The organism is Arthrobacter sp. SLBN-112, assembly GCF_030944625.1.
Lineage (GTDB): Bacteria > Actinomycetota > Actinomycetes > Actinomycetales > Micrococcaceae > Arthrobacter.
On record NZ_JAUSXY010000001.1, the window covers coordinates 2,359,731 to 2,386,644 of the forward strand.

General features: G+C 64.9%; 16 protein-coding genes and 2 pseudogenes. 13 read left to right on the forward strand and 5 right to left on the reverse strand.

The window, feature by feature from the left end:
* Positions 1-203 precede the first annotated feature (203 nt).
* The 7 genes and pseudogenes from mtrA to secA all read left to right on the forward strand — a co-directional run bounded on the left by mtrA (position 204) and on the right by secA (position 10,492).
* Positions 204-879 (forward strand): annotated as a pseudogene (mtrA, locus tag QF050_RS11130) (MtrAB system response regulator MtrA).
* Positions 851-2,791 (forward strand): MtrAB system histidine kinase MtrB, encoded by a 1,941-nt coding sequence (gene mtrB, locus QF050_RS11135; RefSeq protein WP_308930483.1) that lies wholly within the window; start codon positions 851-853, stop codon positions 2,789-2,791. Before mtrA ends, mtrB begins: the two are co-directional and overlap by 29 nt.
* Complete coding sequence (locus QF050_RS11140; protein ID WP_308930484.1) at positions 2,788-4,503, forward strand: LpqB family beta-propeller domain-containing protein; 1,716 nt, start codon at positions 2,788-2,790, stop codon at positions 4,501-4,503. The genes mtrB and QF050_RS11140 overlap by 4 nt, the downstream gene beginning before the upstream one ends.
* 86 nt (positions 4,504-4,589) lie before the next feature.
* A complete protein-coding gene (locus tag QF050_RS11145) occupies positions 4,590-5,507 on the forward strand; it encodes a phosphoribosyltransferase family protein (RefSeq protein WP_308930485.1) in 918 nt (305 codons plus the stop codon).
* Between the two features lie 178 nt (positions 5,508-5,685).
* Positions 5,686-6,411 carry a ribosome hibernation-promoting factor, HPF/YfiA family gene (gene hpf, locus QF050_RS11150; RefSeq protein WP_285248809.1) on the forward strand — a complete coding sequence of 242 codons (726 nt, stop codon included), beginning with the start codon at positions 5,686-5,688 and terminating at the stop codon, positions 6,409-6,411.
* A gap of 31 nt (positions 6,412-6,442) precedes the next feature.
* Entirely contained in the window at positions 6,443-7,711 is a 1,269-nt protein-coding gene (locus QF050_RS11155; RefSeq protein ID WP_308930486.1) for a DNA glycosylase AlkZ-like family protein, read from the forward strand.
* Between the two features lie 42 nt (positions 7,712-7,753).
* Entirely contained in the window at positions 7,754-10,492 is a 2,739-nt protein-coding gene (gene secA / locus QF050_RS11160; protein WP_308930487.1) for a preprotein translocase subunit SecA, read from the forward strand.
* A 102-nt stretch (positions 10,493-10,594) separates the two neighbouring features.
* Here secA and QF050_RS11165 read toward each other — a convergent pair whose 3' ends face one another.
* Together QF050_RS11165 and QF050_RS11170 are read right to left on the reverse strand one after the other, a co-directional pair.
* On the reverse strand, positions 10,595-11,092 hold the full coding sequence (locus QF050_RS11165; RefSeq protein ID WP_308930488.1) for an Rv3235 family protein: 498 nt from the start codon (positions 11,090-11,092) through the stop codon (positions 10,595-10,597).
* Between the two features lie 54 nt (positions 11,093-11,146).
* Complete coding sequence (locus tag QF050_RS11170) at positions 11,147-11,992, reverse strand: hypothetical protein (RefSeq protein WP_308930489.1); 846 nt, start codon at positions 11,990-11,992, stop codon at positions 11,147-11,149.
* 139 nt (positions 11,993-12,131) lie between these two features.
* Here QF050_RS11170 and QF050_RS11175 point away from each other — a divergent pair, with 139 nt between their 5' ends.
* The gene (locus QF050_RS11175; protein ID WP_308930490.1) at positions 12,132-12,701 is read left to right on the forward strand and encodes a hypothetical protein; all 570 of its coding nucleotides are present in this window, start codon (positions 12,132-12,134) and stop codon (positions 12,699-12,701) included.
* A gap of 54 nt (positions 12,702-12,755) precedes the next feature.
* On the opposite strand, the gene QF050_RS11180 is transcribed toward QF050_RS11175, so the two are convergent.
* Positions 12,756-12,971, reverse strand: a complete 216-nt coding sequence (locus tag QF050_RS11180; protein WP_308930491.1) for a helix-turn-helix domain-containing protein — start codon at positions 12,969-12,971, stop codon at positions 12,756-12,758.
* 153 nt (positions 12,972-13,124) lie between these two features.
* Here QF050_RS11180 and QF050_RS11185 point away from each other — a divergent pair, with 153 nt between their 5' ends.
* The 4 genes and pseudogenes from QF050_RS11185 to QF050_RS11200 all read left to right on the forward strand — a co-directional run bounded on the left by QF050_RS11185 (position 13,125) and on the right by QF050_RS11200 (position 21,474).
* Positions 13,125-13,766, forward strand: coding sequence for a hypothetical protein (locus QF050_RS11185; protein ID WP_308930492.1), 642 nt, complete (start codon positions 13,125-13,127; stop codon positions 13,764-13,766).
* Complete coding sequence (locus tag QF050_RS11190; RefSeq protein WP_308930493.1) at positions 13,763-15,067, forward strand: P-loop NTPase; 1,305 nt, start codon at positions 13,763-13,765, stop codon at positions 15,065-15,067. The genes QF050_RS11185 and QF050_RS11190 overlap by 4 nt, the downstream gene beginning before the upstream one ends.
* 55 nt (positions 15,068-15,122) lie before the next feature.
* Positions 15,123-19,980 (forward strand): annotated as a pseudogene (locus QF050_RS11195) (NAD-glutamate dehydrogenase).
* A gap of 27 nt (positions 19,981-20,007) precedes the next feature.
* The gene (locus QF050_RS11200) at positions 20,008-21,474 is read left to right on the forward strand and encodes a PAS domain-containing sensor histidine kinase (protein ID WP_308930494.1); all 1,467 of its coding nucleotides are present in this window, start codon (positions 20,008-20,010) and stop codon (positions 21,472-21,474) included.
* Between the two features lie 148 nt (positions 21,475-21,622).
* Here the strand turns inward: QF050_RS11200 and QF050_RS11205 are convergent, their stop codons facing one another.
* Positions 21,623-21,871, reverse strand: a complete 249-nt coding sequence (locus QF050_RS11205; RefSeq protein ID WP_003804966.1) for a WhiB family transcriptional regulator — start codon at positions 21,869-21,871, stop codon at positions 21,623-21,625.
* A 347-nt stretch (positions 21,872-22,218) separates the two neighbouring features.
* Here QF050_RS11205 and QF050_RS11210 point away from each other — a divergent pair, with 347 nt between their 5' ends.
* Positions 22,219-22,590, forward strand: coding sequence for a hypothetical protein (locus tag QF050_RS11210; RefSeq protein ID WP_308930495.1), 372 nt, complete (start codon positions 22,219-22,221; stop codon positions 22,588-22,590).
* 63 nt (positions 22,591-22,653) lie between these two features.
* On the opposite strand, the gene QF050_RS11215 is transcribed toward QF050_RS11210, so the two are convergent.
* The gene (locus QF050_RS11215; RefSeq protein ID WP_308930496.1) at positions 22,654-26,736 is read right to left on the reverse strand and encodes an FtsK/SpoIIIE domain-containing protein; all 4,083 of its coding nucleotides are present in this window, start codon (positions 26,734-26,736) and stop codon (positions 22,654-22,656) included.
* Positions 26,737-26,914: the final 178 nt, after the last annotated feature.

Consider the following 26,914-nt stretch of genomic DNA (forward strand, 5'->3'; position numbering starts at 1 on the left):
GACTCCGACTCTTGTGGTGACACTGATTTCCTCCCCCAATACCAGTACGCCTGCCGCCCGCGCGCTGCACCGTCGAAAGGTGCCTGCGGGCAGCGCAGGGCATGACCCCAAGACTATAGTTCCGGCGTCGGACGGCCTAGTGCCCCGCCATGCCGGAAGCCGCTGAACAGGACAAAGCCATCCTGATAAGGGAATATATAACTATGAAGGCACGCATTCTGGTTGTAGATGATGACGAAGCGCTGGCCGAGATGATTGGAATTGTCCTCCGGAATGACGGCTTCGAGCCGGTCTTTTGCGCCGACGGCGCCCCAGGCATTGGACGTTTTCCGGTCTTCGCGGCCGGACCTGGTCCTGCTTGACCTCATGCTTCCCGGCATGGACGGTATTGAAGTTTGCCGCCAGGTCCGTGCCGAATCCGACGTTCCCATCGTCATGCTGACCGCTAAATCCGATACCTCCGACGTCGTCCGCGGCCTCGAATCCGGCGCTGACGACTACGTGCCGAAGCCCTTCAAACCGGCCGAACTGGTGGCGCGCGTGCGTGCCCGCCTCCGCCCCGGGGACCAGAAGGCGCCCGAGACCCTTCGCATCGCGGACATCACCATCGACGTCGCGGGCCACACCGTCAGCAGGGGCAGCGACCGGATCTCGCTGACCCCGCTGGAATTCGACCTCCTTGTGGCACTGGCACGCAAGCCCTGGCAGGTCTTCACGCGGGAACTGCTGCTGGAGCAGGTCTGGGGCTACCGGCACGCCGCTGATACCCGCCTGGTCAACGTCCATGTCCAGCGGTTGCGGTCCAAGATCGAGCAGGACCCGGAAGCCCCGGAAGTCGTTTTGACGGTGCGTGGTGTCGGCTACAAAGCAGGGGTCTGACCCCGCCGCGCAGGACGGGGGGCCTGACCGGAACGTCGCGGCCTCCGGGGAGGCGCCGGCAGCCGGTGCCGGACAGCACGGCAGCGCCGAAGAAGGCCGGTCCGGGCTCGCGGAGGCCTCACCTCCGGGCCTGCCGCACGTGGTGTTCCGCGCAAGGATCTGGCAGCGGCGCGCCCTGATCGTAACCTTGCGCGTGGTCAGGCTGGTGCGTACCGGTGTGGTGCGGTTCCTTCCCGGCCTCCGGTACCTCGGCCGGGCCCTGCAAAAGCGGTGGCGCCGTTCCTTGCAGTTCCGGACGGTCCTGACCACGTTGATGCTTGCCGTGACCTCATTTGCCGTGGTGGGCGCCTACCTGTCCAACCAGATTGCCAACAACCTCTTCCAGGAGCGGCTGACCCAGGCGGAGTCGGAGACTCGCTATAACGTCAAGCAGGTGCAGGACACGTTCGACGGCGCGCAGGTCACCGACCAATCCAGCGTGATCACCCTGGTTTCGGACACGCTCAGCGCGGTGGAGGGCAGGGGGTCGGTCATCCAGCGGCGCTACGTCTTTGAGGCGATGCCCAACCAGACCAAGCCCCGCAACCGCTGGGTGGAGTCCCGCGCCTCTGACCAGCTGACCGTCAGCGTCATCCCGCCAGACCTGCGCAAGGCAGTCCAGGAATCGGGCAAGGAACAGTTCTGGGCGTCCACCGTTATTCCGGTGGGCACCGAGGACCGGCCAGGAATCGCCGTCGGAAACAAGGTGACCTTCAACGGCACCGTCTATGAGCTTTACCTTATTTACGACCTGAACACGGCTCAGCAGACGCTGAATGAGATCCAAAGCGTCCTGTGGGCGGGCGGCGCGGTCCTGGTGCTCCTGATCGGCGCCGTCGCCTGGTACGTCACCCGCAACGTGGTCAGCCCGGTCAGCCACGCCGCCATGGTGTCGGAGAAACTGGCAGCCGGGCAACTGCAGGAACGCATGGTGGTCCGGGGCGAGGACGAAGTGGCCCGGCTCGGCGCCTCGTTCAACCACATGGCAGCCAGCCTGCAGGAACAGATCACCCAGCTGGCCACCCTCTCGCAGATGCAGCAGCGCTTTGTCTCCGACGTCTCGCACGAGCTTCGTACTCCCCTGACTACGGTGCGCATGGCGGCCGAAGTCCTGTACGACGCGCGCGACGATTTCGACCCCATCAACAAGCGTTCGGCGGAGTTGCTCTACAACCAGGTGGAGCGTTTCCAGTCCCTCCTCTCGGACCTGCTTGAGATCAGCCGCTTCGACGCCGGCGTGGCAGTGCTGGACGCCGAGCCCGAGGACCTGCTCCAGGTCATTGCGCACGTCATCGAAGGCGCGGCGCCGGTGGCGGCCGAGTACGGTTCGGAAATCATCTTCGCCGCCCCCGAAGGCGCCATGGTGGTGGAAATGGATGCCCGCCGGATCGACAGGATTTTGCGGAACCTGATCCTGAACGCAGTGGAACACGGTGAGGGCAGGCCGGTGACGGTGACGGTCGCGGCCAACGATACGGCCGTTGGAGTTTCGGTGCGGGATCACGGCATCGGCATGGACCCGGCGGAGGCTGCCCGCGTCTTCGACAGGTTCTGGCGCGCGGATCCGGCCCGCGCCCGGACGACGGGAGGCAGTGGACTGGGCCTGTCCATCGCCATGGAGGACACCAAACTGCACCACGGCTGGCTGCAGGCCTGGGGCAGGAAGGGCAGCGGGGCAAACTTCCGCCTGACCCTGCCGTTGCGCCAGGAGGACGGGATCACCGAGTCTCCGGTGCAGCTTGAGCCCAAGGACGTCACTATTCCGGGGGCGCCAGGGAGCATTCCCGCAGAACAGGACAACAAGAACATGCTGGTGCTGCGGACAGACACCGTCAGGCCAGCTCCGTCGCGGGCACCCGAGGAGACACCATGATGCGCCGAGGGCGCCACGCGCAGTACCCGGCGGCCTTCCTGGCGCTGCTGATCGTCCTCCTGTCAGGGTGCGCCCGGATCCCCACGTCCGGCCCGGTGGGAAAGAGCAGCGAAAGCAGCGCGGGAAACGTCAGCGCACCGGTGTTCCTTCCTGCAGCGCCGCAGCCAGGCGCGTCGCCGGAGACGATCATCGACTACTTCTACCGGGCAGGCAGCGGCTACGAGGACGACTATGCCGTGGCCCGCCAGTACCTGACCCAGGCATCGGCGGTGTCCTGGAAGCCCGATAAGCGGGCCCTGGTGTACCGGGAAGCGCGGGTCGTGCCGACAGGCGCCGAAAACGTCTACAACTATGAGCTCGATGTTGCCTACACCGTGGACGCCGACGGCATAGCCACCCAGTCACCGCCAGGAACCGTGGAGCGGATTCCCGTCACCGTGACGCAGGTGGACGGCGAGTGGCGGATCTCCGCGATCCCGGACGGAACCGCCATTGCCGAGGAAACCTTCAAAGTGATCTACGGCGCCTACCCGATCTATTTCTACGACCCCACGTTCACCTATGCGGTCCCGGACGTCCGGTGGTTCCTGAAGAACAAGACGGTCAAGGCCATGACCAGTGCCCTGCTGGCCGGGCCTGCTCCCTACCTGCGCGGGGCCGTAGTCAGCGCTTTTCCTTCCGGGATCAAGCTTGCCCGTGAATCGGTGCCGGTGGTGTCCGGAGCTGCCCAGGTTGATTTGGCGGCAAAGGAGCTGACGGAAACATCAGCCGAAGACCGGCTCCGCATGCAGATGCAGCTGACCCTGACGTTCCGCACCCAGCCCGACGTGGTCAATGTGGAACTGCGCGCCAACCAGGACCTGGTGCGCGTGGAGGACAACGGTTCGGTACTTCCCCCGGTGCTGGATAAGACAGTGCCGTCCCGCCAGATTGCCATCAGTGGCGGCGAGCTGGTGCGCTACGAGAACAACCGGGTTTCCCCATTGCCGGACATGCAGCCGGTGTCCGCCCTCAACCCCCGGTTCCCCGCAGAATCGCCGGTGTCCCAGGCTGCCGCCTTCCTCAATGAAGAACGCACCACCCTCTACAGCATCACCCCGGGCCAGCCCGCCCGTGCCCTGACCACCCGGAGCACCCTCAGCCGTCCGTCCTTCAGTATTAACGACTGGGTGTGGACGGCCGGCCCTGGTGCCACCGGGGCAACCGAGGTGGTGGCGTTCCGCCCCGGCGGAGTGGCTGAAGGCGCCCCGGTCCCTTCCGTGACACTGGCGCCGTCGTGGCTTGCCGGCCGCACGGTGAAGGAATTCCGGATCTCGCGCGACGGCGTGCGCGCCCTGGTGATTTCCGAACAGAACGGCAAATCCAAAGTGCAGGTGGCGGGCGTGATCCGCGGCAGCGATGGCACGCCACGCGAACTGACGGCGCCCATCACCCTGGTCACCGCCACCGATCCGGACCAGGGGGTTTGGGTCAACAGCACCACGATCGCCGTGATGAAGGCGGCAGCCGGCTCAAACGTCACGCCTGAGCTGCTGTCCCTCACCTCCGGTCAGCCGCAGCAGCTTGCCCCCTGGCCGGGCGTGGTGTCCATCAGTGCCGGCAACGGCGCCGATGACATTTACGTGCAATCCGGGGAAGGGATTTTCCAGCGCCTGGGCAATGGCTGGTCACCGCAAATCAAGGGCCCGGTCGATCCCTCGTTCCCGGGGTGAAGCCGGGCGGTCCGCGGCCCTACGGATATCCACATGGGGCCGCCCGGGCCTTACCCGGACGGTAACCGGCCGGCAATAGTGGAACGGTGAACGGCCCCACACATCCAGTCGGCGCAGCCCGGTCCCTTGGCGGGGAACCCGGGCGTGATCCTGACCTTCATCCGCCCCCGCGGTGGGCGGCAAAGCACAGGGCGGAACAAACCAGTCCCTTCTTTCGGCTTTTCGACTGGGTGGCCGGGGCCGCGGACGAACTCCTGGCCCTGGCGATTCCGGTGGACTGCGTGTGCTGCGGGGCAGAAGACAGGGCACTCTGCGCAGCCTGCAGCAGCCGTATCCGCCACCTGACCCGGCAGCCGTTCCGGGCGGAGGGCGGTGCCCCCGCGCTGATGGATGTGGCCGGGGCCATCCTGCTCCCCGTGGTGGCGGCCGGCGTCTATCGGGAAGAGCTGGCGCAGGGGCTGCTCTCGTTCAAGCGGCACGGCCAGCACCAGCTCGGTGAAAGCCTGGCCCGGGCTTTGGCCTCGGCAGTCCGGGCGGCAACACGGGACGGTGACGGGTTCCTGCTGGTCCCGGTCCCCACCAGCACGGCGGCTTACGTTAACCGGGGTTTCAGTCCGGTCCACTTGCTCCTCAAGGAGGCGGCCGGGCACTTGCCGGGCGCCGTCGTCGTCGATGTCCTGCGGAAGGTCCGGCCGCCGGGGGCCCAAACGCCTGTGTGGCCAGGACGGCCGGGCGGCCAGAAGGGCCTGGGCAGGGGAGCCCGCTCACAGCGGGTGAGGGGGTCCATGCGGGTCAGCTTCCGCTCCCGTCCAGCGGTTGCCGGGAGGTCCTGCATCATCGTCGACGACGTCCTGACAACGGGTGCCACGATCGGCGAAGCAGCCCGTGCGCTGCATCAGGCCGGGGCCAAGGTGAGGGGCGCCGTCGTGCTTGCCGCGACACGCCCGCCCGATGCTGCGGAACCCGCCGGCGCCTCCCGCGCGGGGCCGCCGAAGCAACCATGACTTAGAAAAAAATAAACCGGGAAAGGATGAATAACAGGTGGCTATGAACTAACGTCGAAGGTGGGTACCAAGAACAGAATGTACCTTTCGATGGCGGCTCGGAGAGGGGCTCGACTGTCAGACAGCCCGGCCCACGGAAGTGCCGCCGTCGTGTCACCGAAGTCATTTGGAGGGCACCATGGAGTTTATGATCAGCGGACGAAATCTGACCGTTTCAGACCGGTTCCGCGAATATGCCGGGGAAAAGATCGCAAAAATCGAATCGCTGGGTGACAAGGTCCAGCGTGTCGACGCGAAAGTCTCCAAGGAGACCAATGCCCGGCAAACCGGCGACCAGCTGACCGTAGAGGTGACAGTCCTGGGCCGCGGACCCGTAATCCGTGCCGAAGCGAGCGCCGCAGACAAATTTGCTGCCTTTGACCTCGCCTACAACAAACTGCTTGAGCGGCTTCGCCGGGCCAAGGACCGCAAGAAGGTCCACCACGGGCGCCACACCCCCAAGGCCGTTCGCGAGGCCACCGCGTCGCTTGAACCCGCCAGTGCGCACGAGCCGCTGTACCTTGAGGCGAACCACCGGGATGAAACCGTGCAGGCCGCGGACAACAAGTCCCCCTACGATGTCGACAACGACATCCCGGCAGGAAACTCACCGGTGCTGATCCGGCGAAAGGTCTTTCCCGCGGCATCGCTCTCCCTTGACGATGCTGTGGACAACATGGAACTCGTCGGGCACGACTTCTATCTCTTCGTGGACAAAGCCACCAACACGCCCTCCGTCGTGTACCGCCGCCGTGGCTGGACCTACGGGGTCATCACCCTGGACCACGAATGCGAGCCCGGAGACACCATCGTGGAGGAAAAGATCCTCGCCTACCGCTCCGACGACGCACCCGCCAACGCCTAAAGTGGATTCCGCCACCACTTGAGAGGACTGAATGTCAGCAACGCTGAGCCTTGACCAGGCACGGCGCATCGCATTGGCAGCACAGGGACTCCACAAAGGACGGCCCACCGGCCCCGTGACAGCACGGGCGGTGGGCCGTACTTTTGCCCGTCTCCAGCTCGTCCAAATCGATTCCGTCAACGTATTGGTCCGCAGCCACTACCTGCCCTTCTTTTCGCGCCTTGGCAACTACGACCGCGAAATCCTGCACCGCATGTCGGGGAAACCGCCACGCCGCATGGTGGAGTACTGGGCGCACGAGGCAAGCTACATCCGGCCCGAGCACTACCGGGACCTCCTGCTGTGGCAGAAACGGTCATGGGTGGGTGCCTCACGGATGGACCCGGAGCTCCGCAATGACATTGCGGGCAAAATCCTGTCCGTCCTGGCGGGGTCCCGGCCCATGACGGCTTCGGAACTGACAGCCAGGATCGGCCACGTCGAGGAACGGCAGACGGACAACTGGGGGTGGAACTGGAATGCCGTGAAACGGGTCCTGGAACACCTTTTCGAGGAAGGTGCGGTGTCCGCTGCGTCCAGGACGGGGCAGTTCGAGCGCAGGTACACCCTCGCAGCCAAGGTCCTCCCGATTCCCGCCGCCACAACGGCGGAACCCGACCCCGCTGCTGCGCTCCAACGGCTGACCGAGGCCGCGGCCATGGCGCACGGGATCGGAAGCGTCCGCTGTTTCGCCGATTATTTCCGGACTCCCGTGAAAGCGACCGCACTGGCTGTCGAGCAACTGGTAGCCGAAGGCAGGCTCGAACGCGTCACAGTGAACGGCTGGAATCGCGAGCTCTTCCGGCACGTGGAAGCTGCCCTGCCACGGCGTGCCACCGGCCGTGCCCTGCTGAGCCCGTTCGACTCCCTGGTCTTCGAGCGGCGGCGCCTGTTGGAACTGTTCGACTTCCATTACCGGATCGAGATCTACACACCGGAGCCTATGAGGCGTTTCGGGTACTACGTGCTGCCGTTCCTGTTGCGGGACCGGATTGTGGCCCGGGTGGACGTGAAGGCGGACCGCTACGGGGGCCGGCTGCTGGTGAGGTCCGCTTTCGCCGAGCCGGACGCTCCGGCGGACACCGCCGTCGAACTGGCCGCAGAGCTGAAGCTCATGGGGCAATGGCTTGGCCTGCCTGAAGTCCAGGCCGGCCCGGTGGGTGATCTCGCCGCAGGCCTGGCAGAGGAACTTGGGCGGCTGCAGGACTATCCGCTCTCAGGGAAAAGGGAGCACCGGCCTGGTGTCTCTCCCGTAGACTGAACACGCCAGAATTCGGCGGCATGAGACTGGGAGCATCTTCACGTGGCATCACTTATCGAAAAAATTCTCCGCACGGGTGACAAAAAGACACTCCGGCAGTTGCGGAACTATGCCGACTCCATCAACGCCCTCGAAGACTCGTTCAAGACGTTCACCGACGCGGAGCTGCGGGAGGAGACCGACCGCCTCCGCGAACGCCACCAGGACGGCGAGAAGCTCGATGACCTGCTTCCGGAAGCCTTCGCCGCAGTTCGCGAAGCCTCCTCGCGGACCCTCGGAATGCGCCACTTCGACGTCCAGCTCATGGGCGGCGCGGCCCTGCACCTGGGGAACATCGCGGAAATGAAAACCGGTGAAGGCAAGACCCTGGTGGCGACCGCTCCCGCCTACCTGAACGCCCTCTCCGGCAAGGGTGTCCACGTGGTCACCGTGAATGACTACCTGGCCGAATACCAGTCCGAACTCATGGGCCGCGTCTACCGCTTCCTTGGCCTGACCAGCGGCGTCATCCTGGCCAACCAGGATCCGGCCGTACGCCGCCAGCAGTACGCCGCCGACATCACCTACGGCACCAACAACGAATTCGGGTTCGACTACCTGCGCGACAACATGGCGTGGGACAGGACTGAACTGGTCCAGCGTGGCCACCACTTCGCCATCGTTGACGAAGTGGACTCCATCCTTATCGACGAGGCCCGTACGCCGCTGATCATCTCCGGCCCGGCGCAGGGCGACACCAACCGCTGGTACAGCGAATTCGCCAAGGTGGTGCTCCGGCTGCAGCCCGAGAAGGACTACGAAGTCGACGAAAAGAAGCGCACTGTGGGCGTCCTGGAGAGCGGAATCGAAAAGGTCGAGGACTACCTCGGCATTTCGAACCTGTACGAATCCGCGAACACCCCGCTGATCGGGTTCCTGAACAACGCCATCAAAGCCAAGGAACTCTTCAAGCGGGACAAGGACTACGTCATCCTGGACGGCGAAGTGCTGATCGTCGATGAGCACACCGGACGCATCCTGGCCGGCCGGCGCTACAACGAAGGCATGCACCAAGCGATCGAGGCCAAGGAAGGCGTCGAAATCAAGGCGGAAAACCAGACCCTGGCTACCGTGACGCTCCAGAACTACTTCCGCATGTACGGCAAGCTGTCCGGCATGACCGGCACCGCCGAGACGGAAGCGGCCGAATTCATGAGCACCTACAAGCTGGGCGTCGTGGCGATTCCCACCAACCGGGACATGCAGCGCATCGACCAGTCGGACCTCGTTTTCAAGAACGAGGTCGTCAAGTTCGACGCGGTCGTGCGGGACATCGCCGAACGGCACGAAAAGGGCCAGCCCGTCCTCGTGGGCACCACCAGCGTGGAGAAGAGCGAGTACCTGTCCAAGCTGCTCGCCAAGGAAGGGATCCGCCACGAGGTCCTGAACGCCAAGAACCATGCCCGTGAAGCCGCCATCGTTGCCCAGGCCGGCCGCAAGGGTGCGGTCACCGTGGCCACCAACATGGCAGGCCGCGGCACGGACATCATGCTGGGCGGCAACGCCGAATTCACCGCCGTAGCCGAGCTCGCCAAGCGCGGCCTGGACCCGGAGGAGAACTCGGAAGAGTACGAGGCCGCGTGGCCCGCAGCGCTGGAGGCGGCCAAGCAGTCCGTGAAGGATGAGCACGAGGAAGTCCTGGACCTTGGGGGCCTGTACGTCCTGGGCACCGAACGCCACGAATCCCGGCGCATCGACAACCAGCTCCGTGGCCGGTCCGGCCGCCAGGGTGACCCCGGCGAATCCCGCTTCTACCTGTCCCTGACGGATGACCTGATGCGGCTTTTCAACTCGGGGGCGGCCGAGCGGCTGATGAACAGCTCTGTCCCGGACGACGTCGCGCTGGAATCCAAGCTTGTGTCGCGGGCCATCGCCTCGGCCCAGGGCCAGGTGGAAGGCCGCAACGCCGAACAGCGCAAGAACGTGCTGAAGTACGACGACGTCCTGAACCGCCAGCGCGAAGCCATCTACAGCGACCGCCGCCGCATCCTCGAGGGCGATGACCTGCACGAGAAGGTGCAGTTCTTCGTCGAGGACACCATCGTGGCCCTGATTGATGCCGCAACCGCGGAGGGCAACGGTGATGACTGGGACTTCCACCAGCTCTGGACGAACCTCAAGACGCTCTACCCCGTCAGCGTCACCGCGGAAGACATCATCGAAGAAGCCGGCGGCAAGCCCCGGGTCACCGTGGAGCTGCTGAAGGAGGAAATCCTTTCGGATGCCCGGCTGGTCTACCAGGCGCGGGAGGAGGCGATTGGCTCCGAAAGCATGCGCGAACTCGAGCGCCGCGTGGTTCTGTCCGTCATCGGACGCAAGTGGCAGGAGCACCTCTACGAGATGGATTACCTCAAGGAGGGCATCGGCCTGCGTGCCATGGCCCAGCGCGATCCACTGGTGGAGTACCAGCGTGAAGGTTTCGCCATGTTCCAGACCATGATGGAAGCCATCCGGGAGGAAAGCGTGGGCTTCCTCTTCAACCTCGAGGTGGAAGTCACACCCGCCCAGGACGTGGTGGTTCAGGATGCTTCGGGCGGCCACACCGAACACGTTGACCCGCAACTGCGGGCAGCGGGCCTGGAAGCACCCGAGAAGCCGGCGCAGCTCCAGTACACAGCCCCGAGCGAAGGCGGTGGAACCGAAACCCGGGTGGAAACCCGCCCAGGAGGACGTTCCGGGAACCCGGCCAAGGCCGCGGCCCAGGACGCAGCCAAGCGCCCCGCAAAGAAAAAGAAGCGCTAGGCCGCGAGGTGAACTAATTCCACCGGCGTCGGCAAGCAGGGCAGGGGACCACGCGTTCCCTGCCCTGTTTGCATGCCCGGGTGGGGCAATCTTCGCACGGCTTCACCCGATGACAAGTTCGACCACCCGCCACACTTGTTTGCTGCGTTCGAGCCGGACAGCAACGGCGCGGGCGCGCACGTCATCCACCACGACGGCGCTGGCTTCATAGATACCGTCGGCCACCTCGCAGACGCGGACCGAGCGGACCACTGAATTCCGGTGGAGACGGGCCAGAACCGGGTTGCCGGTCCGGGTAAGTTCACGCCTGATAAGTGCTGCCCGGTGTTGAAGTGCTGCCAGGCACCGTGGATCAAGCCGGCGCGCAAGCTGGTGGATGGGCCGGATTCCGGCCAGGACCTCCATTGACGCCTGGACCGTCCCGCGGGTGATGGCCCGGACTTCCGCAGCCTCATCCACAGGCCGCAAGGGTGCCGGGTTTTCTCCCCGGGAATGCTCCGCGGCCTTGGTCCCGTTGAGGGCCATCCCCGCCTCGCCCGGTTGCTTCCTGGCATTGGCAGCCTTGTCCTGGTTGGCACGTATCGGTGTCACTGCGATCATTGGGTTCCCCTTAGTGTGATTGGCTGGTTCGACTGCCCGGCAGGAAAGGAGCAGTCAGGACGCCTTTGGCGCCTGGAGGATTTGGCCTGGCAGCAGGACATCAGGGTTCCCGCCGATTTGCTCGCGGTTCGCGGTGTACCAGCGCGGCCATTCGAGGGCTATGTCCACATCCGATGCTCCGGGGCCCAGACGGGTGGCCACGATGTCCCACAGCGTGTCCCCGGCCAGCACGGCCACGGTTGTAGCCTCGGTCCCGGACTTTCCTTCACGTGCGGCCCGGCTCTCCGATGTGGCGAGCAGGCCGGGCTCCACCACCTGGGGAGCTGGTCGCCATCCGGGTGCAAGGGGGGCGACGCTTGGTTGGGTCCCGCGTTGCGCCGCGGGTGCGTGGATCGCCTGGCCCCCTAATGGTTCCGCGGCGGGCTGTACGGTTGTTCCGCCGCCCGACTCCGGAATACTCCCCGTGGGCGAGGCGCCCGAGGGGGCCGATGACGAATGGGCCGGCGTTGGGGTCCAAGCGGGTCCTGGATCAGTTCCGGCGGCATGTGCGGCCACCCCTGTCAGCAGCTGGACCGAAAGGGCTGCAACCACTGCCCGCTGCATGAACGCGGGGGAGAGCCGGCGCACGGCTGCCGCGGCCCGACGTCGGCCAAGTCGCTCCAGCAGCACACCTGAACCGGCGCACGCGATCGCGACGACCCACCACAGCAGAATCCCGGCGCCGGCCGTCGCTGCGGCCGCCGCCAACAAGACTTCCACGGACAATTCCTGGTTGCGAGCGGTGGAGGCCTGCCATTGGGCAAGAAGCCCGGACCCGAGGAAGCAGAGCATGACGCCGAGCAGCAGCAAGGCAATCGTGGCAGTGCTGTCTAACCATCGCGCTTCCGCCGAACGATTCATTATCTATCCTTTTGATGTCATTTTATGCTGTTTGGTGTTATTTGACTCAGTTTGGACCCTGTAGGAAGCGTTTGTCCATACGCTGGAGAGAAATCGAGCCTTCGTTGACCGGGGAGGAAGGGCAACTTACGCTGGCGGAATGCGCTGGGATGCACTCTTCAATGACATCGAAAGCCAACTTGCGGAAGCTGACCGCCTGTCTCTGGACGCCGAGATCAATGAGCGGACACGAGCCGAGTTGGTAAGCCTGGCCCTGGAAGACAGACTCCGGGGGTCGGTGGGCTGCCGCATCGGCGTCCACCTGCTCTGCGGTGAATCAGCGCGTGGTGAACTCACCCATGCCGGGGCGGATGCTCTGGTCCTGGACGAAGAACAGCACCAGGTGCTTGTTCCTTATGCGGCCGTGGCACGTTACGTCGGTCTGGGACGGCACTCGCGGGCAGAGACTTCTGTGGTCCGCCGGTCGATTGGGCTCGCCCATTCCCTGCGTGGCCTTGCGCGGGACAGGGTGGAACTGGCGGTCACGGTTGGCGGTGCGGCAGGATCCGTCCGCCTGGCCGGCGTGATCGACCGCGTGGGAAGGGACTACATTGACCTGGCGGAGGTCACGCCCGGAGAGGTCCGAAGGAGCCAGGGCGTAAGCCAGGTGTCCGCCATACCCTTTGCCGGGCTTGCCATGATCAGCTCACGCAAGACGGGCAGTCTGTAGCGGCAGCCGTGTACGTTGTGGTGCAGGCAGGGGCTGAAGCGTGCTCAAAGCCAGTCACATCGATTTTGCGCGTGACTCCTGAATCATGCGGCTGGCCTCGGCGTAGCGGTCCTGGATGTACTGCTCCAGCATTTTTTCTTCGACCCGCCACTGGCCCCTCCCGCCCACCTGGATGGCCTTCAGCTCGCCGCTGCGCACCAAGGCATACGCGGCGGGCGAATTGATCTGAAGCTGCTCAGCGACGTCAGCGAGCGTGAGAAACCTTGGCATGGACTCATTTTGCCATCAAGTGGCGCAGTTTGTGCCCGTTATCCACATATTGGGGGGTTTTGGGCAAATGACTTTTGTTCCACGGGCCTTGCGGCAACAATGAGGAGTCCGGCCACAGTGGGGAGGGTCCGGGATGCCAAGGGGGAGAACGGTATGGTTCCTGATTCAAGCGTTCGTGCTGCGCGGCTCAAGCGTCCATCGTGGAAAGACCCCCGGCTGTTGGTTGGCGTTCTCCTGGTCCTGGTATCCGTAGCCGGGGTCGTCTTTCTCGTGGGCAGCGCGGACCGGACAACCGAGGTCTATGCCGCCCGGGACGGCATTGCGGTGGGTGAACGGCTGACACGTGAGAACGTGGTGCGCGCCAAGGTCCGGCTGGGAGATACCGAGCAGCACTACATCACCGTGGAGGACGGGCTGCCACAGGACGTGGTCGCCATGCAGAGGATTGCCAAGGACCAGCTTGTTCCTCGTGCAAGCCTTGGTGAAGTCGACCGGCTGGACAGGAAGCCCGTAGCGCTCTCGATTGAGCAGACGTTGCCGTCACAGGCTGTTGCCGGCGCCCGCGTGGACGTCTGGGTGGCGCAGCCGGACGCCAAGAACGGATTCAGTGAGCCGAAGCTCCTCCTGCCTGGTGCCGAGATCAGCGAGGTGACAACGGGGTCCACGGCCCTCGGATCATCGAAGACAACAGTGCTGATGGTCTTGGTGGAGGACAATCAGATGCCGGCGTTGCTCGGCGCCCAGGCCAATGAGGCAAAGATATCGGTCGTATGGAACCCCGGTGGCGCCCGATGAGCATTCCCGTCGTTACCGTGGGCCAAAGCCGGGAGGATGTGGTCGACGGCCTTGAGCGGCTGCACGGCCCCGTCACGGTGGTTCGGCGATGCGCGGAACTTCCGGAACTGCTGGCCGCCTGCCAGAGCGGGCTCGCCAGGGCCGCCGTCGTGGCTGAAGGTTCCGAGGGGCTGACGGCCTCCCTGGTAGACCGCCTTGGCGCTGTCGGTGTTGCGATCATTGCCCTGACCGACAACGCTGATGAAGCGGCCAGGCTCCGCAAGATCGGGGTGGCCTCGGCGCTGACAGGGGTCCAGTCCGCGGAGCTTTCGGACAAGATAGCGGACGCAGTTTCCCAATTGACCGGTTTTGGTCGCCCCGCCATGCTAAGCGCGGAAGCTGATACCGGAGCTGCGCTGGCCACCGATCCGGTCGACCCCCCGCCTGGCGCGGACGGGGCCGGGAACGGAAGGATCATCGCCGTTTGGGGTCCGGCGGGGTCGCCGGGAAGGACTACGGTTGCCGCCAACATCGCCGGAGAGATGGCGGTTGATGGCCGGGAGGTCCTCCTTGTCGACGCCGACACCTATGGCGCAAGCGTAGCGGCCGTCCTGGGATTGCTCGATGAGTCGGCCGGCGTTGCCCAGGCGTGCAGGCTCGCTGACCAGGGGACGCTGGACACTGATGCGCTTCGGAAGGTGGCCTCCACCGTTGCCACCACGTCCGGGACGTTCAAGGTGCTTACGGGAATAACCCGCGCCGACCGGTGGACCGAACTCCGGGCTGCGGCCTTGGCTGCGGTGCTTGAGCGGGCCAGGCACATGGCGGATGTTGTGGTGGTCGACACGGGCTTCTGCCTCGAGGCCGATGAAGAGCTCAGCTTCGACACGATGGCGCCGCGGCGGAATGCGGCGACACTGTGCGCATTGGAATTGGCCGACACGGTTTATGCAGTCGGGGCGGCGGATCCGGTGGGTGTACCAAGGCTGGTGCGTGCGCTCGCCGAACTGGAAACAGCCGTTCCGCAGGCCTCACCCACGGTCGTCATGAACAAGGTGCGCGCCTCCGCCGTCGGCAGAAGCCCCGAACGCCAATTGCGGGACGCGTGGGACAGATACGGCCCCGCGTCCGGGCTCACCGCATTCCTGCCGTACGACCCCGCCGCGGCGGACGCCGCACTCTTGGCGGGCTCCCTGCTGCACGAAGGTGCACCGGAGTCCGCACTCCGCAAAGCGATCCGGGAACTGGTTTGTGCACCCGCCCAGCAAAAACCGAAATCCTCTGTGTCTTCTTCCACACCACGGCGAAGGGCAAAGGACTAGGCTCGCCATAAGAGCTGCAAAGGTGCGGCGAATTTCTCTAGTGGAGGCGTTGTCGATGTCGTCTGGATCCGGTGTGGAGGATCAGCCCCTCTCCATTGAAGGCCTTGAGGGTTTCATGGGGGACTACTACCAGCACTTGGCCGAGGAGGATGCCCGGAGCTACCCTCGCGAGCTACTGGCGGCCCGGGCCGAAGAGCATCACAAGGCGGCGTCGGTCCGGCAGCCCGGACAGGCAAAGATCTCGATCGATTGCCGACGAAGAGGACAGCACCGTGGTTTTTGTCGTCACCGACGACATGCCCTTCCTTGTCGACTCAGTGAACGCGGAACTGGTCCGGCAGCACGCAGCCATCAAACTTGTGGTCCACCCGCTTTTCGTCGCCACCAGGAACCGGGAAAGCGGTGAGCTGGTCAAGGTCAACAGGGTTCCTGCCCACTTGGGTATTTCGAGCGGGGATACGGCCGCTATGCCCAACCTTTCCCACCTCATCGCCCAAGGTGAAAACGCCTCCCATATGGAGTCGTGGATCGCCGTCGAAATCCAGCGCATTTCGGACGAAGCGAAGACGTCCCTGTTTGCCGGCCTGACCCGAGTGCTCAAGGATGTCCGGGCCGCCGTCGAGGACTGGCCAAAGATGCGCCAAAAAGCTTTGGAGATCGCCCGGAGCCTGGACCAGGTGGCCCACCCCGCGCAGATCGCCGAGTTGCGCCAGGCCAAGGACCTGCTTCGCTGGCTGGATGACGGGAACTTCACGTTCCTGGGCTACCGCGAATACGACCTCCTGAACGTTGACGGCGAAGACGTCCTCGAGTTGCGGGAAGACAGCGGGCTCGGACTGCTGCGGGCAGCCGCAGATTCCCCGCATATCCAGCACCTCACCGACACCGGCCGCAAGAAGGCACGGGAAAAGCGCGCCCTGGTCATTACCAAAGCCAATTCCCGCTCGACCGTCCACCGCTCGGCCTACCTTGACTACATCGGAATCAAGAGTTTCGACGCCGCAGGCAACGTCAACGGCGAGCGCCGCTTCATCGGACTTTTTGCCACCAGTGCCTACGCCGGGTCGGTTCGGGACATTCCGATCGTCCGCGAAAAGGTCGACGCCGTGCTGCAAACCGCGGGCTTCCCGCCGGACTCGCACTCGGGCAAGGACCTGCTGGGGATCCTGGAGACGTATCCCCGCGATGAACTGTTCCAGATCGAAATCCCCGACCTTGCGGCAACGGCCCTGGGCATCCAGAAGTTGCAGGAACGGCGGCGCACCCGGTTGTTCCTCAGGCCCGATATCTACGGCCGCTTCATGTCCGCCGTCGTCTACCTGCCCCGCGACCGGTACACCACCAACGTCCGCCTCCGCATTGAGCAAGAGCTGCGGGAAACGTTCCAGGCCGTCTCGATCGACTACGAAGCGCGCATGACCGAGTCGGCCCTTGCACGCCTGTTCTTCCGCATCCGCCTGCCCAAGAACGCCGACGTGAGCCACGTCAACAGCGACGAACTGGAAACGCGGCTTGTGCGGGCAGCGAGGTCCTGGAGCGAGGGCATCACCGAGGTCCTGCGTGAAGGGCGGGACGCGGCAGAGGCCAAGGACCTTGCCGCCATCTGGGCCGAAGCGTTTCCTGCCAGCTACCGGGTGGACTATGAGGTAGAGGACGCGCTTGAGGATATTGCGCGTTTCGAGAAGTACGGGGCCGCCGCCGAGCGGAGCACCGGCGCCCGGCAGGACCGTCCCGGCGTCCACGTCTACCTGCCCGAAGGGGCAGGCGCCACTTTGGAAGAGGACGCCCGGGTCAAGCTCTACATGCTGGAACCCAAGAGCCTGAGCCAGATCCTTCCGTACTTTCACAACCTTGGACTGGAAGTCCTGGATGAACGCCCGTTCGAGATCGAAACCGCCGATCGCAGGGACTTCTTCCTTTACGACCTTGGGTTGAAATACCCGGCCGGCGTGGATCCGCTCACCACTGGAGAGCTCCTTGCCGATTCCTTCGGCGCGGCAGTCACGGGAGCGGCCGAGTCGGACAGCTTCGACCGCCTGGTGCTGCGGGAGGGCCTGCATTGGCGGCAGATCACGGTGCTGCGAGCTTACGCCCGGTATATGCGCCAGATGGGCAGCAGCAGTTCCTTCGGGTTCATGGCGGACACACTCCTGGCGAACGCGGACGTGACCCGAGGCCTGATCGCGCTTTTCGCTGCCCGATTTGACCCGTCCATAAACGACGAGAGCCGTGCCGGGGCCCAGGCGTCCGTGGGCCAGGAGCTGGCAGCCGCCATCGAGAAGGTTGCCACGCTTGACGCCGACCGCGTGCTGCGCACCTTCGGGAACCTCATTGAGGCCACCCTGCGCACCAACTTCTTCCAGGACAAGCCGCACCTGAGCTTCAAGCTGGATCCGGCCCGGATCGAGGGGCTGCCGTTCCCGCGGCCCATGTTCGAAATCTGGGTCTACTCTCCGAGGGTTGAAGGGGTGCACCTGCGGTTCGGCAAGGTGGCCCGTGGGGGCCTCCGCTGGTCTGACCGGCGGGAAGATTTCCGTACTGAAGTCCTGGGCCTGGTGAAAGCGCAGACGGTCAAGAACGCCGTCATCGTTCCCACCGGGGCAAAGGGCGGCTTTTTCGCCAAGCAGCTGCCGGATCCGGCAACGGACCGCGCGGCCTGGATGGCGGAAGGCGTCGAAAGCTACAAGACGTTCATTCGGGGCCTGTTGGACCTCACTGACAACCTGCTCACTGAAGGTGACGGCGAGCGGCTTGTGCCGCCGTCGAACGTTGTTAGGCATGACGACGACGATTCCTACCTTGTGGTTGCGGCGGACAAGGGAACGGCTACTTTCTCGGACATTGCCAACGGCCTGTCCGCAGAGTACGGATTCTGGCTGGGGGACGCGTTCGCTTCCGGCGGTTCCGTGGGGTACGACCACAAGGCCATGGGCATCACCGCCCGGGGCGCCTGGGAGTCGGTGAAGCGGCACTTCAGCGAACTTGACCTCGACACGCAGACCGAGCCGTTCACTGTGGTGGGCGTGGGCGACATGTCCGGTGACGTGTTCGGCAACGGGATGCTCCTGTCCCGCCACATCCGCCTGCTTGCGGCATTCGACCACCGGCACATCTTCCTGGATCCCACGCCGGATGAGACCTCCTCGTTCGCAGAACGGCAGAGACTGTTCGACCTGCCCAGGTCCTCCTGGGACGACTACGACAAGGCGTTGATCAGCGAAGGCGGCGGCGTCTTCGCCCGGCAGGTCAAGTCCATTCCCGTGTCCCCGCAGGTACGGGCGGCGCTGGGGTTGCCGGCCGAAACGACCGAACTCAGCCCGCCGGAGCTGCTCAGGGCCATCCTGCTTGCGCCGGCCGACCTGCTGTACAACGGCGGCATCGGCACCTACGTGAAAGCAAGTTCCGAATCCAACGCAACGGTGGGGGACAAAGCCAACGACGCCATCCGCGTCAACGGCCGGGACCTGCGCGTCAAGGTGGTGGGTGAAGGCGGAAACCTCGGCATGACCCAGCGCGGCCGCATTGAGGCGGCACTGCAGGGAGTCATCCTCAACACTGACGCGATCGATAACTCTGCGGGCGTGGACTGCTCCGACCACGAAGTCAACATCAAGATCTTCGTTGACCGGATGGTCACCGCGGGCAAGCTGCCGGCGGACGAACGGGCAGATTTCCTCGCGTCCATGACCGACGAGGTGGGCCGGCTGGTCCTGGAAGACAACATCGACCAGAACATCCTGCTCCTGAACGACCGCAGCCGGGTGGCGGAGTGGAGCCCGAGCTACGAGCGGCTCATGGACTGGCTGGAGAAGAGCGCCGACCTGAAGCGCGACCTGGAGGCATTGCCGACGACCGAAACCCTGCGTGAGCGCCTCCAGCAGGGGCAGGGCCTGACATCACCTGAACTGTCGGTGCTGGCCGCCTATGCCAAGATCGAGCTGGCGTCGGCGCTTCGGGACAGCGACCTGGCCGACGATCCCTGGTTCCGGGACACGCTGCGATCCTACTTCCCGCACCAGCTGCGCGAACGCTTTGACGCGGAGCTGGACACGCATCCGTTGCGACGCGAGATCATCGCCACCGTGGTGGCCAACGACATGATCAACCTCGGCGGCATCACCTTCGCCTTCCGGGTCATGGAGGAAACGTCGGCCAGCGAAGTGGCCGTCGCCAAGGCGTTCGTGGCGCTGCGGGAGGTGTACGAACTGGATGCGATGGTCGCGGACCTGAACAGCCTGCCGGCTGCGTTCCCTACGGAGCACTGGAGCACCGTCCATTTGGATATTCGCCGGCTCCTGGATCGTGCGGTCCGATGGCTGCTGGGCCAGGAAAGCGTTTCGCGCCCCATCGCTGACGTAGTGGCGGAGTTTAAGCCGCTCATGGATCCGATGCGGGCCCGCCTGCTGGACTACCTGCGCGGCGATGACCGCGAACGGGTGGCCGACTGGCTGGCGAAGGGCCGCGAATGGGAACTGCCGGAAGGTTTGGCGTTGCGTTGGGCCGAGCTGTTTGAGAGCTTCGTGCTTCTCGATGTCGCCAAGATCGCCCGGTCCCGCAAGGACCCGGTGGAGGTGATCGCGGCCACCTACTACACCGTGTTCAACCGGTTCCACGCGGATTCGCTGCTGGAACGGATCAGCAGCCTGCCCCGGCAGGACCGGTGGCAGGCGCTGGCGCGGGCTGCCTTGCGCGACGATCTGTATTCAACGGTGTCGGACATGACGACGGCGGTGCTGGACGCGACATCCGCCGCCGACTCACCGGAGGCGCGGCTCAAGGACTGGGAGGCTCAAAATGCTGAACAGCTGGGCAGGGCAAAGAGCATGTTCGACGAAGTGAACGCCTTGGAGGCCGACGACATGGCCTCACTGTCGGTAGCATTGAGGCTCTTGAGGTCAATCGTCCGACGCTAGCAATGCGGCGTCGCAACTGGAGGTGCAGTGGCAATCTTTACGGACCCCATCAGGGAACACGCTGATTTCGGGCCGGGCGATGCCGAATGGCTGCACCTCCTGGTGGGGGACTGGCAGATGGTCGCGGACCTGGCGTTCGCCGACCTGGCACTGTGGTTCCCCCACCCGGAGCTTGGCTATATCGCGCTGGCACACGTGCGCCCCTCCACCACGCATACCGCGTTCCACAGCGACTTCGTGGGGGAGGGGATCCGCTCGGACCTGCAGCCGCTGGTGGACAAGGCCTGGAACAGCCGCTCCATTGAGCGGTCCAGCGAAACCAACTGGAACAGTGAGATGGCGCTTCGGGTGGAGGCTGTCCCCATGGTCCGGAACGGGCGGACGCTTGCGGTGGTCACCACCCATATGGACCTGTCCAGTTCCCGGATGCCGTCACGGCTGGAGCTGACCTACCGCCAGTGCGCGTATGACCTGCTGCGAATGGGCACCCTGGGATTGTGGCCGGACTTCGCCTCACCCACCGGTTCGCGTCGGGGCGCACCCCGGGTCGGGGACGGCCTGATCAGGCTTGATGCCGAGGGCGTGGTGCAGTACGCCAGCCCCAACGGTGTCTCCGCGTTCCGCCGCCTCGGCGATGGCGAATCCCTGGAGGGACGCTCCCTCGCCGAGGTGACCGCCGGACTCCTCAAGGACCGGCGGATGGTCGACGAGACACTGCCCCTTGTGGTGACCGGACGGATGCCCTGGCGCAGCGAGATCGAATCCCGCGGCGTCAGCCTGTCCCTGCGGGCCATCCCACTGCGCGATGAGCAGCAGCGCTTCGGTGCGCTGGTGCTCTGCCGGGACGTCTCGGAACTGCGACGGCGGGAAATGGAGCTGGTGACCAAAGACGCCACCATCCGCGAGATCCACCACCGGGTCAAGAACAATCTCCAGACCGTGGCTGCGTTGCTGCGGATGCAGTCCAGGCGGATGGTGAGCGATGAGGCCAAGCAGGGGCTGGAGCAGGCGATGCGCCGCGTGGCCACCATCGCCCTGGTGCACGAAACACTGTCGCAGGGCCTGACCCAGAGCGTTGATTTCGACGAGCTGATCGGGCGCCAGTTCAGGCTGTCCGCTGAGGTGGCGTCCCCGTCGCAGCAGGTAAGGACCGAACGCTCGGGCACGTTCGGTGAGCTCCCCAGCGACCTGGCCACGCCGCTGGCCCTGGTCATCAACGAACTGGTGACCAACGCAGTTGAACACGGCCTTGAGGGCAGGGCCGGGACAGTGTGGCTCCTGGCCGACAGGTCCGAGGGGGAAGACGGCGAGGAGCTGACCGTAACCATAGCCGACGACGGCGTGGGGCTCCCTGAGACACCCCACGTTGAAGGGCTTGGATTGCAGATCGTACGGACTTTGGTCACCAGTGAACTGGGCGGCACCATTACCTGGGAACGCCGCGAGGGCGGCGGAACCGAGGTCAAAATCAGGCTCAGCCTGCACGGGAAGTAGGCGAAGGACCACTCCGGGAGCCGCCGCTGTGGTAAGCCGGCAGGTATGGAGTGGCAGGAAAAACGAAAGAGGCCCCGGGCCGATCCTTGCGGATCGACCCGGGGCCTCTGTTTACAACGGTGCGCTGGACGGTGCCGGCGGGGGCCTCCTAGGAGGCGCGGCGTGCGCGGGCGGCACGCCGCTTCAGGGCGCGGCGCTCATCTTCGCTCATGCCGCCCCAGACGCCGGCGTCCTGGCCGGATTCGAGGGCCCATTGGAGGCACGTGTCCACTACAGGGCACCGGCGGCAGACGCTCTTGGCTTCCTCGATCTGCAGGAGGGCCGGGCCTGTGTTTCCGACGGGGAAGAACAGTTCGGGGTCCTTGTCGAGACACGCTGCGCGGTTACGCCAATCCATGCTGATCAGTTGCTCCATTTCTGGGAAGTGCCCTTTGTGAAATTATTCACTAGTGGCTACAAAGGAAAGGGGCCCTCTGGGCCCCCTTGGTCATCTGCATCAAGCCTGTCATGTTAACGCTGTGTAAACAAGGGGTAATAACGCCTGATATCAGTGGAAACCTGAGCGATACATCACAGTGGCGGCTCCTGCCCTCACCAGTGTCCGACTATGTCCGGTAGGGTGCCAGTGTGTCAAGACCCCCGGTAAACCCAGAAGGTGCCCCCACGTCTCCGGACCACCCCTGCAACGGGCCCGGCCGTCCGGCTGGTAAACATCCCGCAGCCGCACCTGCCGCGGCAAGAGTAGTGGCGCTTATTGCCGGTGCCGAAGCAATCGCCCTGCTGGTGGCGGCCGCCTGGTACGGCTACGAGCTGTTCACCGGCAGCCCCGTGCTCTCGTTGTGGGGCGCCGTCTTCACCTTGGGCCTCCTGCTGGCCTTTTCCGCCTGGCTGTTCGCCGTATCCGTCTTCCTTTACCGCGGGTACAGGTGGACCCGGGCGGCGGCCCTGGTGGCCCAACTGTTCGTCTTAACGATTGGTGTTCCCACCCTGACCAGCGGCCTGGTTCTTGCCGGCTTGGCGATGGTGGTTCCGGCCGGCGTCGCGATCGTCCTCCTGTTCTCCAACAAGGTAATCAGCCACGCATCCCGTACCGGCAGTCCGCCGCCTGCCCTCTGACCGCGTTGGTACCCTGCCTGATACGCCTGGATTGCGTGACGGCGGCGGGGAAGATTCGCTGGTTCAGCCCGCGGCACCTGCCCATCCCACTTGAAGGGGACAGGACCGTCCCGCGGAAATCAGGATGCCGCGTCCCGGCGGTGGATTGGCCTCAACCTCAAAGCGGACCCCAAACAGGTCACCGTCAGCCATGGACCGCGGGCACAACAGAAGTCCGAGGCCGGCCGCCCGCGCGTTCAGGATTAAGGGAACGCGTTGCGGCAGCACAGGGCCGTAACCGGCGGTGACCACGAGCGAATAGCCCAAAGCGTTGAGGTGGCCCAGGTCCTTCACTGCCGGCGGGTCAAGAAGGTCAATGTCGTCAACCAGCAGCAGCGTTTCTGGCGGCAGTGCACCCGCTTCTGCCTGCTGAAGCACGTCCTTCCAAAAGTCTCCTTCGGCCTCGTGCGGCGGGGGACTCGAGCACCATTTTTTATCGGGATTGAGCCTTTTCATGGCGCTCAACACGTTGCTTTTACCGCTTTCTGGAGCGCCGAGAACTGCCACTACGCCGCTGGGCGGAATCCGGAGAGCCGTTGCCTCCAGTTCATCGCCCGCCACGCCCAGGAGGACGGCCCGGGCCTGTCCTGACGCTGCGGAGGCCCTTGCGGCTCCTGGTTGCCCGTTCCGGGGATCGGTCCGTGACCCTGCGGTCCCCGACGGGGTGCCCCCCGCACGTGCTGCGACCTCGCCGGTGGTGATCTTAGCCGGGAGGGGCTCCACCCTGAACGGTGGCGATGACGCAGGCAGGTAAGCGCTCCTGCCAGCGCAGGGCTGCCCTGGGCCAACGAATGGCTGTCGGTAGAACTGGCAGACAGCCGGGCCGCCGTCCGCTGCGGGACCAAATACAACAGCCCTTCCCGCGACGGCGGGAATGGACGGCATCCGGGGCCAGGCGGCGCGGCTCTCTTCGGTGGAGCCGGACGGAAAGTAGAAGCGGTTGGGGATGGAGCCGTAGAACCTGGCGGTAACCAGTTCCCGTTCACCGGAAAGCAGCATTGTTATCCCTGCCCTGCTTCCGTCGCGGACGAGGTCCTGGACCAAGTCTTCGGCCCAGGCCAGCGGGCCGGACCGGAGGGCTGAGACCCATGAGCCCCAGCCCGAGACAATGAGAACAAGGGGTACTTCCCCGGCGGCCGGCCGGCTGAGGCGCCTGCTGAGTTCACGGGTAAGCCGCTCCAGGATCCGGACTCCGCGGCGCAGCTCGTGCACACCGGCGTGGGCTCCGACCCGACTGACTTGCGCGAAGGGCAAAAGGCTCCCCGTGCTGTCCAGGAAATAGAAATGGGCCTCGGACGGGCTGGCCAGCAATCTCCTGGCCGTCAGTTCAAGGCCTGCCGTCGCGCCGGAGGTGGAGCTGCCAATGAAGGCGGCGTGGCCATGGTTGACGCGGCTCCAGGTTAAGGTCGCCGCCTTTTGCTTATGGGGCAGATCCATCAGTCCCAGGTCCACAGTGCCTTCGTCATCTCCAGGTCCACCGGACATGGGCCCGGCCACCGCGGATCCAGGGGCTGACAAGTCCCCGGCCGGTTCTTCCAGGTATTCCGGCAGGGGAGGGGCCACTGGTCGCCGGGGAACCCGTTTCGCCTGGGCCACGCAAAGGGACTCGACGAGCGCCACCAGTGGAGCCGCTGCCTTAGCAGGCGTTGGCGCAGGGCCTGCTTGTGTAAGGTCCGTTGCTTCCCGGGAAGCGAGGTACACCGCTGTCGGCTGGACGACGACGGTATCTCGCGGCGGATCCTCGGACTGGGAGGCCAAGCATGCGGCCTGGAACTCTTCGGCAGGTTCCGTTCCGCGTGCCAGGAAGGCGCGGCCAGGAGCGTCAACACCGATGGCCGCCGCGGCCTTCGAGTTGACGATGTCCATTGACTCCATCTCGGACTGCACGCGAAGGGCGATGCTGGACGTGACGTTCGCCCGGATATCGGCTGTCAGTGCTCCTTGGGGCCTCTGCGTTGCCATCACCAGATGGATGCCCAGCGACCGCCCTATGGAAGCGATCCGCAACAGTTCACGGAGCACTTCCGGAGCATCCTCAACGAGCATCCTGAACTCGTCGATGATGATGACAAGGTGGGGGAGGACGAAGTCCTCGGCCATTGGCGAGGAGCGGTAGGCTGCGATGTCCGGGACCGCCGCTGCAGAGAGGTGTTCTTCGCGGAGCCTGACTTCGGCCCGCAACGACACGAGAGTGCGCTCCATTTCGGAGGTGGACAGGTCGGTTTGGAGGCCGACGCAGTGGACCAAGCCACTGAGCGGGCCCAAGCCCGAGCCACCTTTGAAATCGAAGAAGTAGAAGTTGATGCGCTCCGGAGGGTAGCTCAGGGCGAGAGCAAAGGTAAGGGTCCGGAGCAGTTCCGACTTTCCCGAGCCGGTGGTGCCCGCAACGAGCAAATGGGGGCCGTCAGCCTGGAGATCCACGGTCTTTGTCCCGGCCACACCCAGGCCCAGCGGCACCGGGAGTCCGTCCCTTGCCGCATTCGATTCCCAGCGGCGCGCGGTTTCCGCCACAGTCAGGGGCAGGACATCGCCAAGACCGCAGGTGTCCGGAATTGACCGCACCGGCCCGTCCGCCTGCTTCGGGGCCTTCGCCAGGCGTCGGCACAGCGCGGTGAACACTTCATCCGGTACCAGATCCGCGACAAAAAGCGTCTCGCCGTGGTCTTGGAGCATGACCGACCTGCGCTCGGACAAGAACACATCAGCTGCCGGAGATGCGGTTTCTTCCGGAAGAAAATGAAGAACCTGCCACCCCCGTTCCAAAGCGGCTGCACGAACCTCAAGGTCACCCGCTGTGGCCGGCCCCGCACTGCGAATGAACAAGACGGTCCGCTCTGAACCGGACGGACCTCCGCCGCCGATAACCCGGAGGCCGGCGTCAGTTGTTCCCGTGAGGGTTACCCCGGGAAGGTACCGTGCGGCCAACGGCAGATTCTCCGGCTGCCCGTGGATGACCACCCCCGTTGTAACGGCCAGTGGGTAGCCCGCAAGTTGCATGAGAAGGGAACGGATAGCGCCGTCGACCCCCGCTGAAGAGCCGCCGACAACAGTGAGCGGCCGGCGCGGGTCAAGGAGGACTGGGACTCTGCCCGCCCAAGGAATCGTTCGGACGGCGTCTGCCGGCTCAACCCGGACGTTGGCCTCCTGTTCCATTTCGCCCAACCTCAGCCACACGCCGTCGGAAGCGGAACCGGGAACGGGCGTCTGCGTTCCCCGGTGCGCTGCCAAGGCAACGACGGCAAGGGACGGCGCGCACCGCCGTCGGCGCTCCCGGTCTTCCCTCACCGCTGTTTTTACGGCAGCTGACAATTGCTGCCTCTGCCGCCAGCCGCCGATGATGGGAACGAGAACGGAAAGAGCGGACGCCGCCGAGAAGGCGAGAAACATCCACATCCCGGTGAAGACTGCCAGCCCCACGCCGATAGCCAGCGGGAGAACTGCGGCCAGCAGGAGCAGCACTCGGTTGCCAGGTTCAGCCCGGCCGGAGACCACGATGGGTTCGGCCACGGATCTTCCGGCATCTGAGAGCACTCTCTCCGGCAGGTCCGAAAACACCAGCGACATGGTTGACTGCCCGCACCTGATGCCTGAATCCGTGGAGATCACGGCGTTCCGGATCCTTTCACCATCGACGTAGGTGCCGTTCGCACTGTCCAGGTCGATCAGGATGATGTCCGTGTCAGTGACAACAATGCGCGCGTGTTCGCGGGACAACTCCGGATCCTGGATGACAATGCGTGTGCCGCTCCGGCCGATGGTGTAGCTGCCACGCCGGATTGGTACGACTGTCCCTGCGGCGGCTCCGCTGTGAATGGCGAGGGCCAGCGGGGCCTCCGTACTAACGGCCGAAGAACGGCGCGGCCTTTGACTCGATGGCGAGGCCCCGCCGTCGACAAGAATTGCAGCGTCCACCAGCGGCGGAATGCCTGATACCAACGAACAGAGATCCTGCCCCTCCACAGTGACCGCGCCGGTGCCGAATTTCTTCGACAACTGCTCGTTGATCTCCGCACCAGCAGTGCCGGGCGCGGCCACAATGGACAGTTCGAGAGGGGGCCCGAGTCGTGCGGATCCCGGACCACCAACCAATGTGCAATGCACGGTCATGGGTGCCAATCCTTTGTGCGCATGGCGTCACGCTATCCACGTCAGGAGACCACGTGGAGCCGCATCGGCATCTATGTGGAAAACTCCTCACGGTAGGCCTGCCTGCATGGCGGGGGGCCTCGGCTAGGATCGCTACATCCGGCCCTCGAAAGGAGGGCCATGAGCAGCAGGGGAGTCT

Excerpts from the sequence above, each read along its gene's own strand:
- QF050_RS11140 (WP_308930484.1), top strand. The coding sequence starts at position 2,788 with ATGATGCGCCGAGGGCGCCACGCGCAGTACCCGGCGGCCTTCCTGGCG.
- hpf (WP_285248809.1), top strand. The coding sequence starts at position 5,686 with ATGGAGTTTATGATCAGCGGACGAAATCTGACCGTTTCAGACCGGTTC.
- QF050_RS11155 (WP_308930486.1), top strand. The coding sequence starts at position 6,443 with ATGTCAGCAACGCTGAGCCTTGACCAGGCACGGCGCATCGCATTGGCA.
- QF050_RS11165 (WP_308930488.1), bottom strand. The coding sequence starts at position 11,092 with ATGATCGCAGTGACACCGATACGTGCCAACCAGGACAAGGCTGCCAAT.
- QF050_RS11170 (WP_308930489.1), bottom strand. The coding sequence starts at position 11,992 with ATGAATCGTTCGGCGGAAGCGCGATGGTTAGACAGCACTGCCACGATT.
- QF050_RS11175 (WP_308930490.1), top strand. The coding sequence starts at position 12,132 with ATGCGCTGGGATGCACTCTTCAATGACATCGAAAGCCAACTTGCGGAA.
- QF050_RS11180 (WP_308930491.1), bottom strand. The coding sequence starts at position 12,971 with ATGCCAAGGTTTCTCACGCTCGCTGACGTCGCTGAGCAGCTTCAGATC.
- QF050_RS11185 (WP_308930492.1), top strand. The coding sequence starts at position 13,125 with ATGGTTCCTGATTCAAGCGTTCGTGCTGCGCGGCTCAAGCGTCCATCG.
- QF050_RS11190 (WP_308930493.1), top strand. The coding sequence starts at position 13,763 with ATGAGCATTCCCGTCGTTACCGTGGGCCAAAGCCGGGAGGATGTGGTC.
- QF050_RS11205 (WP_003804966.1), bottom strand. The coding sequence starts at position 21,871 with ATGGATTGGCGTAACCGCGCAGCGTGTCTCGACAAGGACCCCGAACTG.
- QF050_RS11215 (WP_308930496.1), bottom strand. The coding sequence starts at position 26,736 with ATGACCGTGCATTGCACATTGGTTGGTGGTCCGGGATCCGCACGACTC.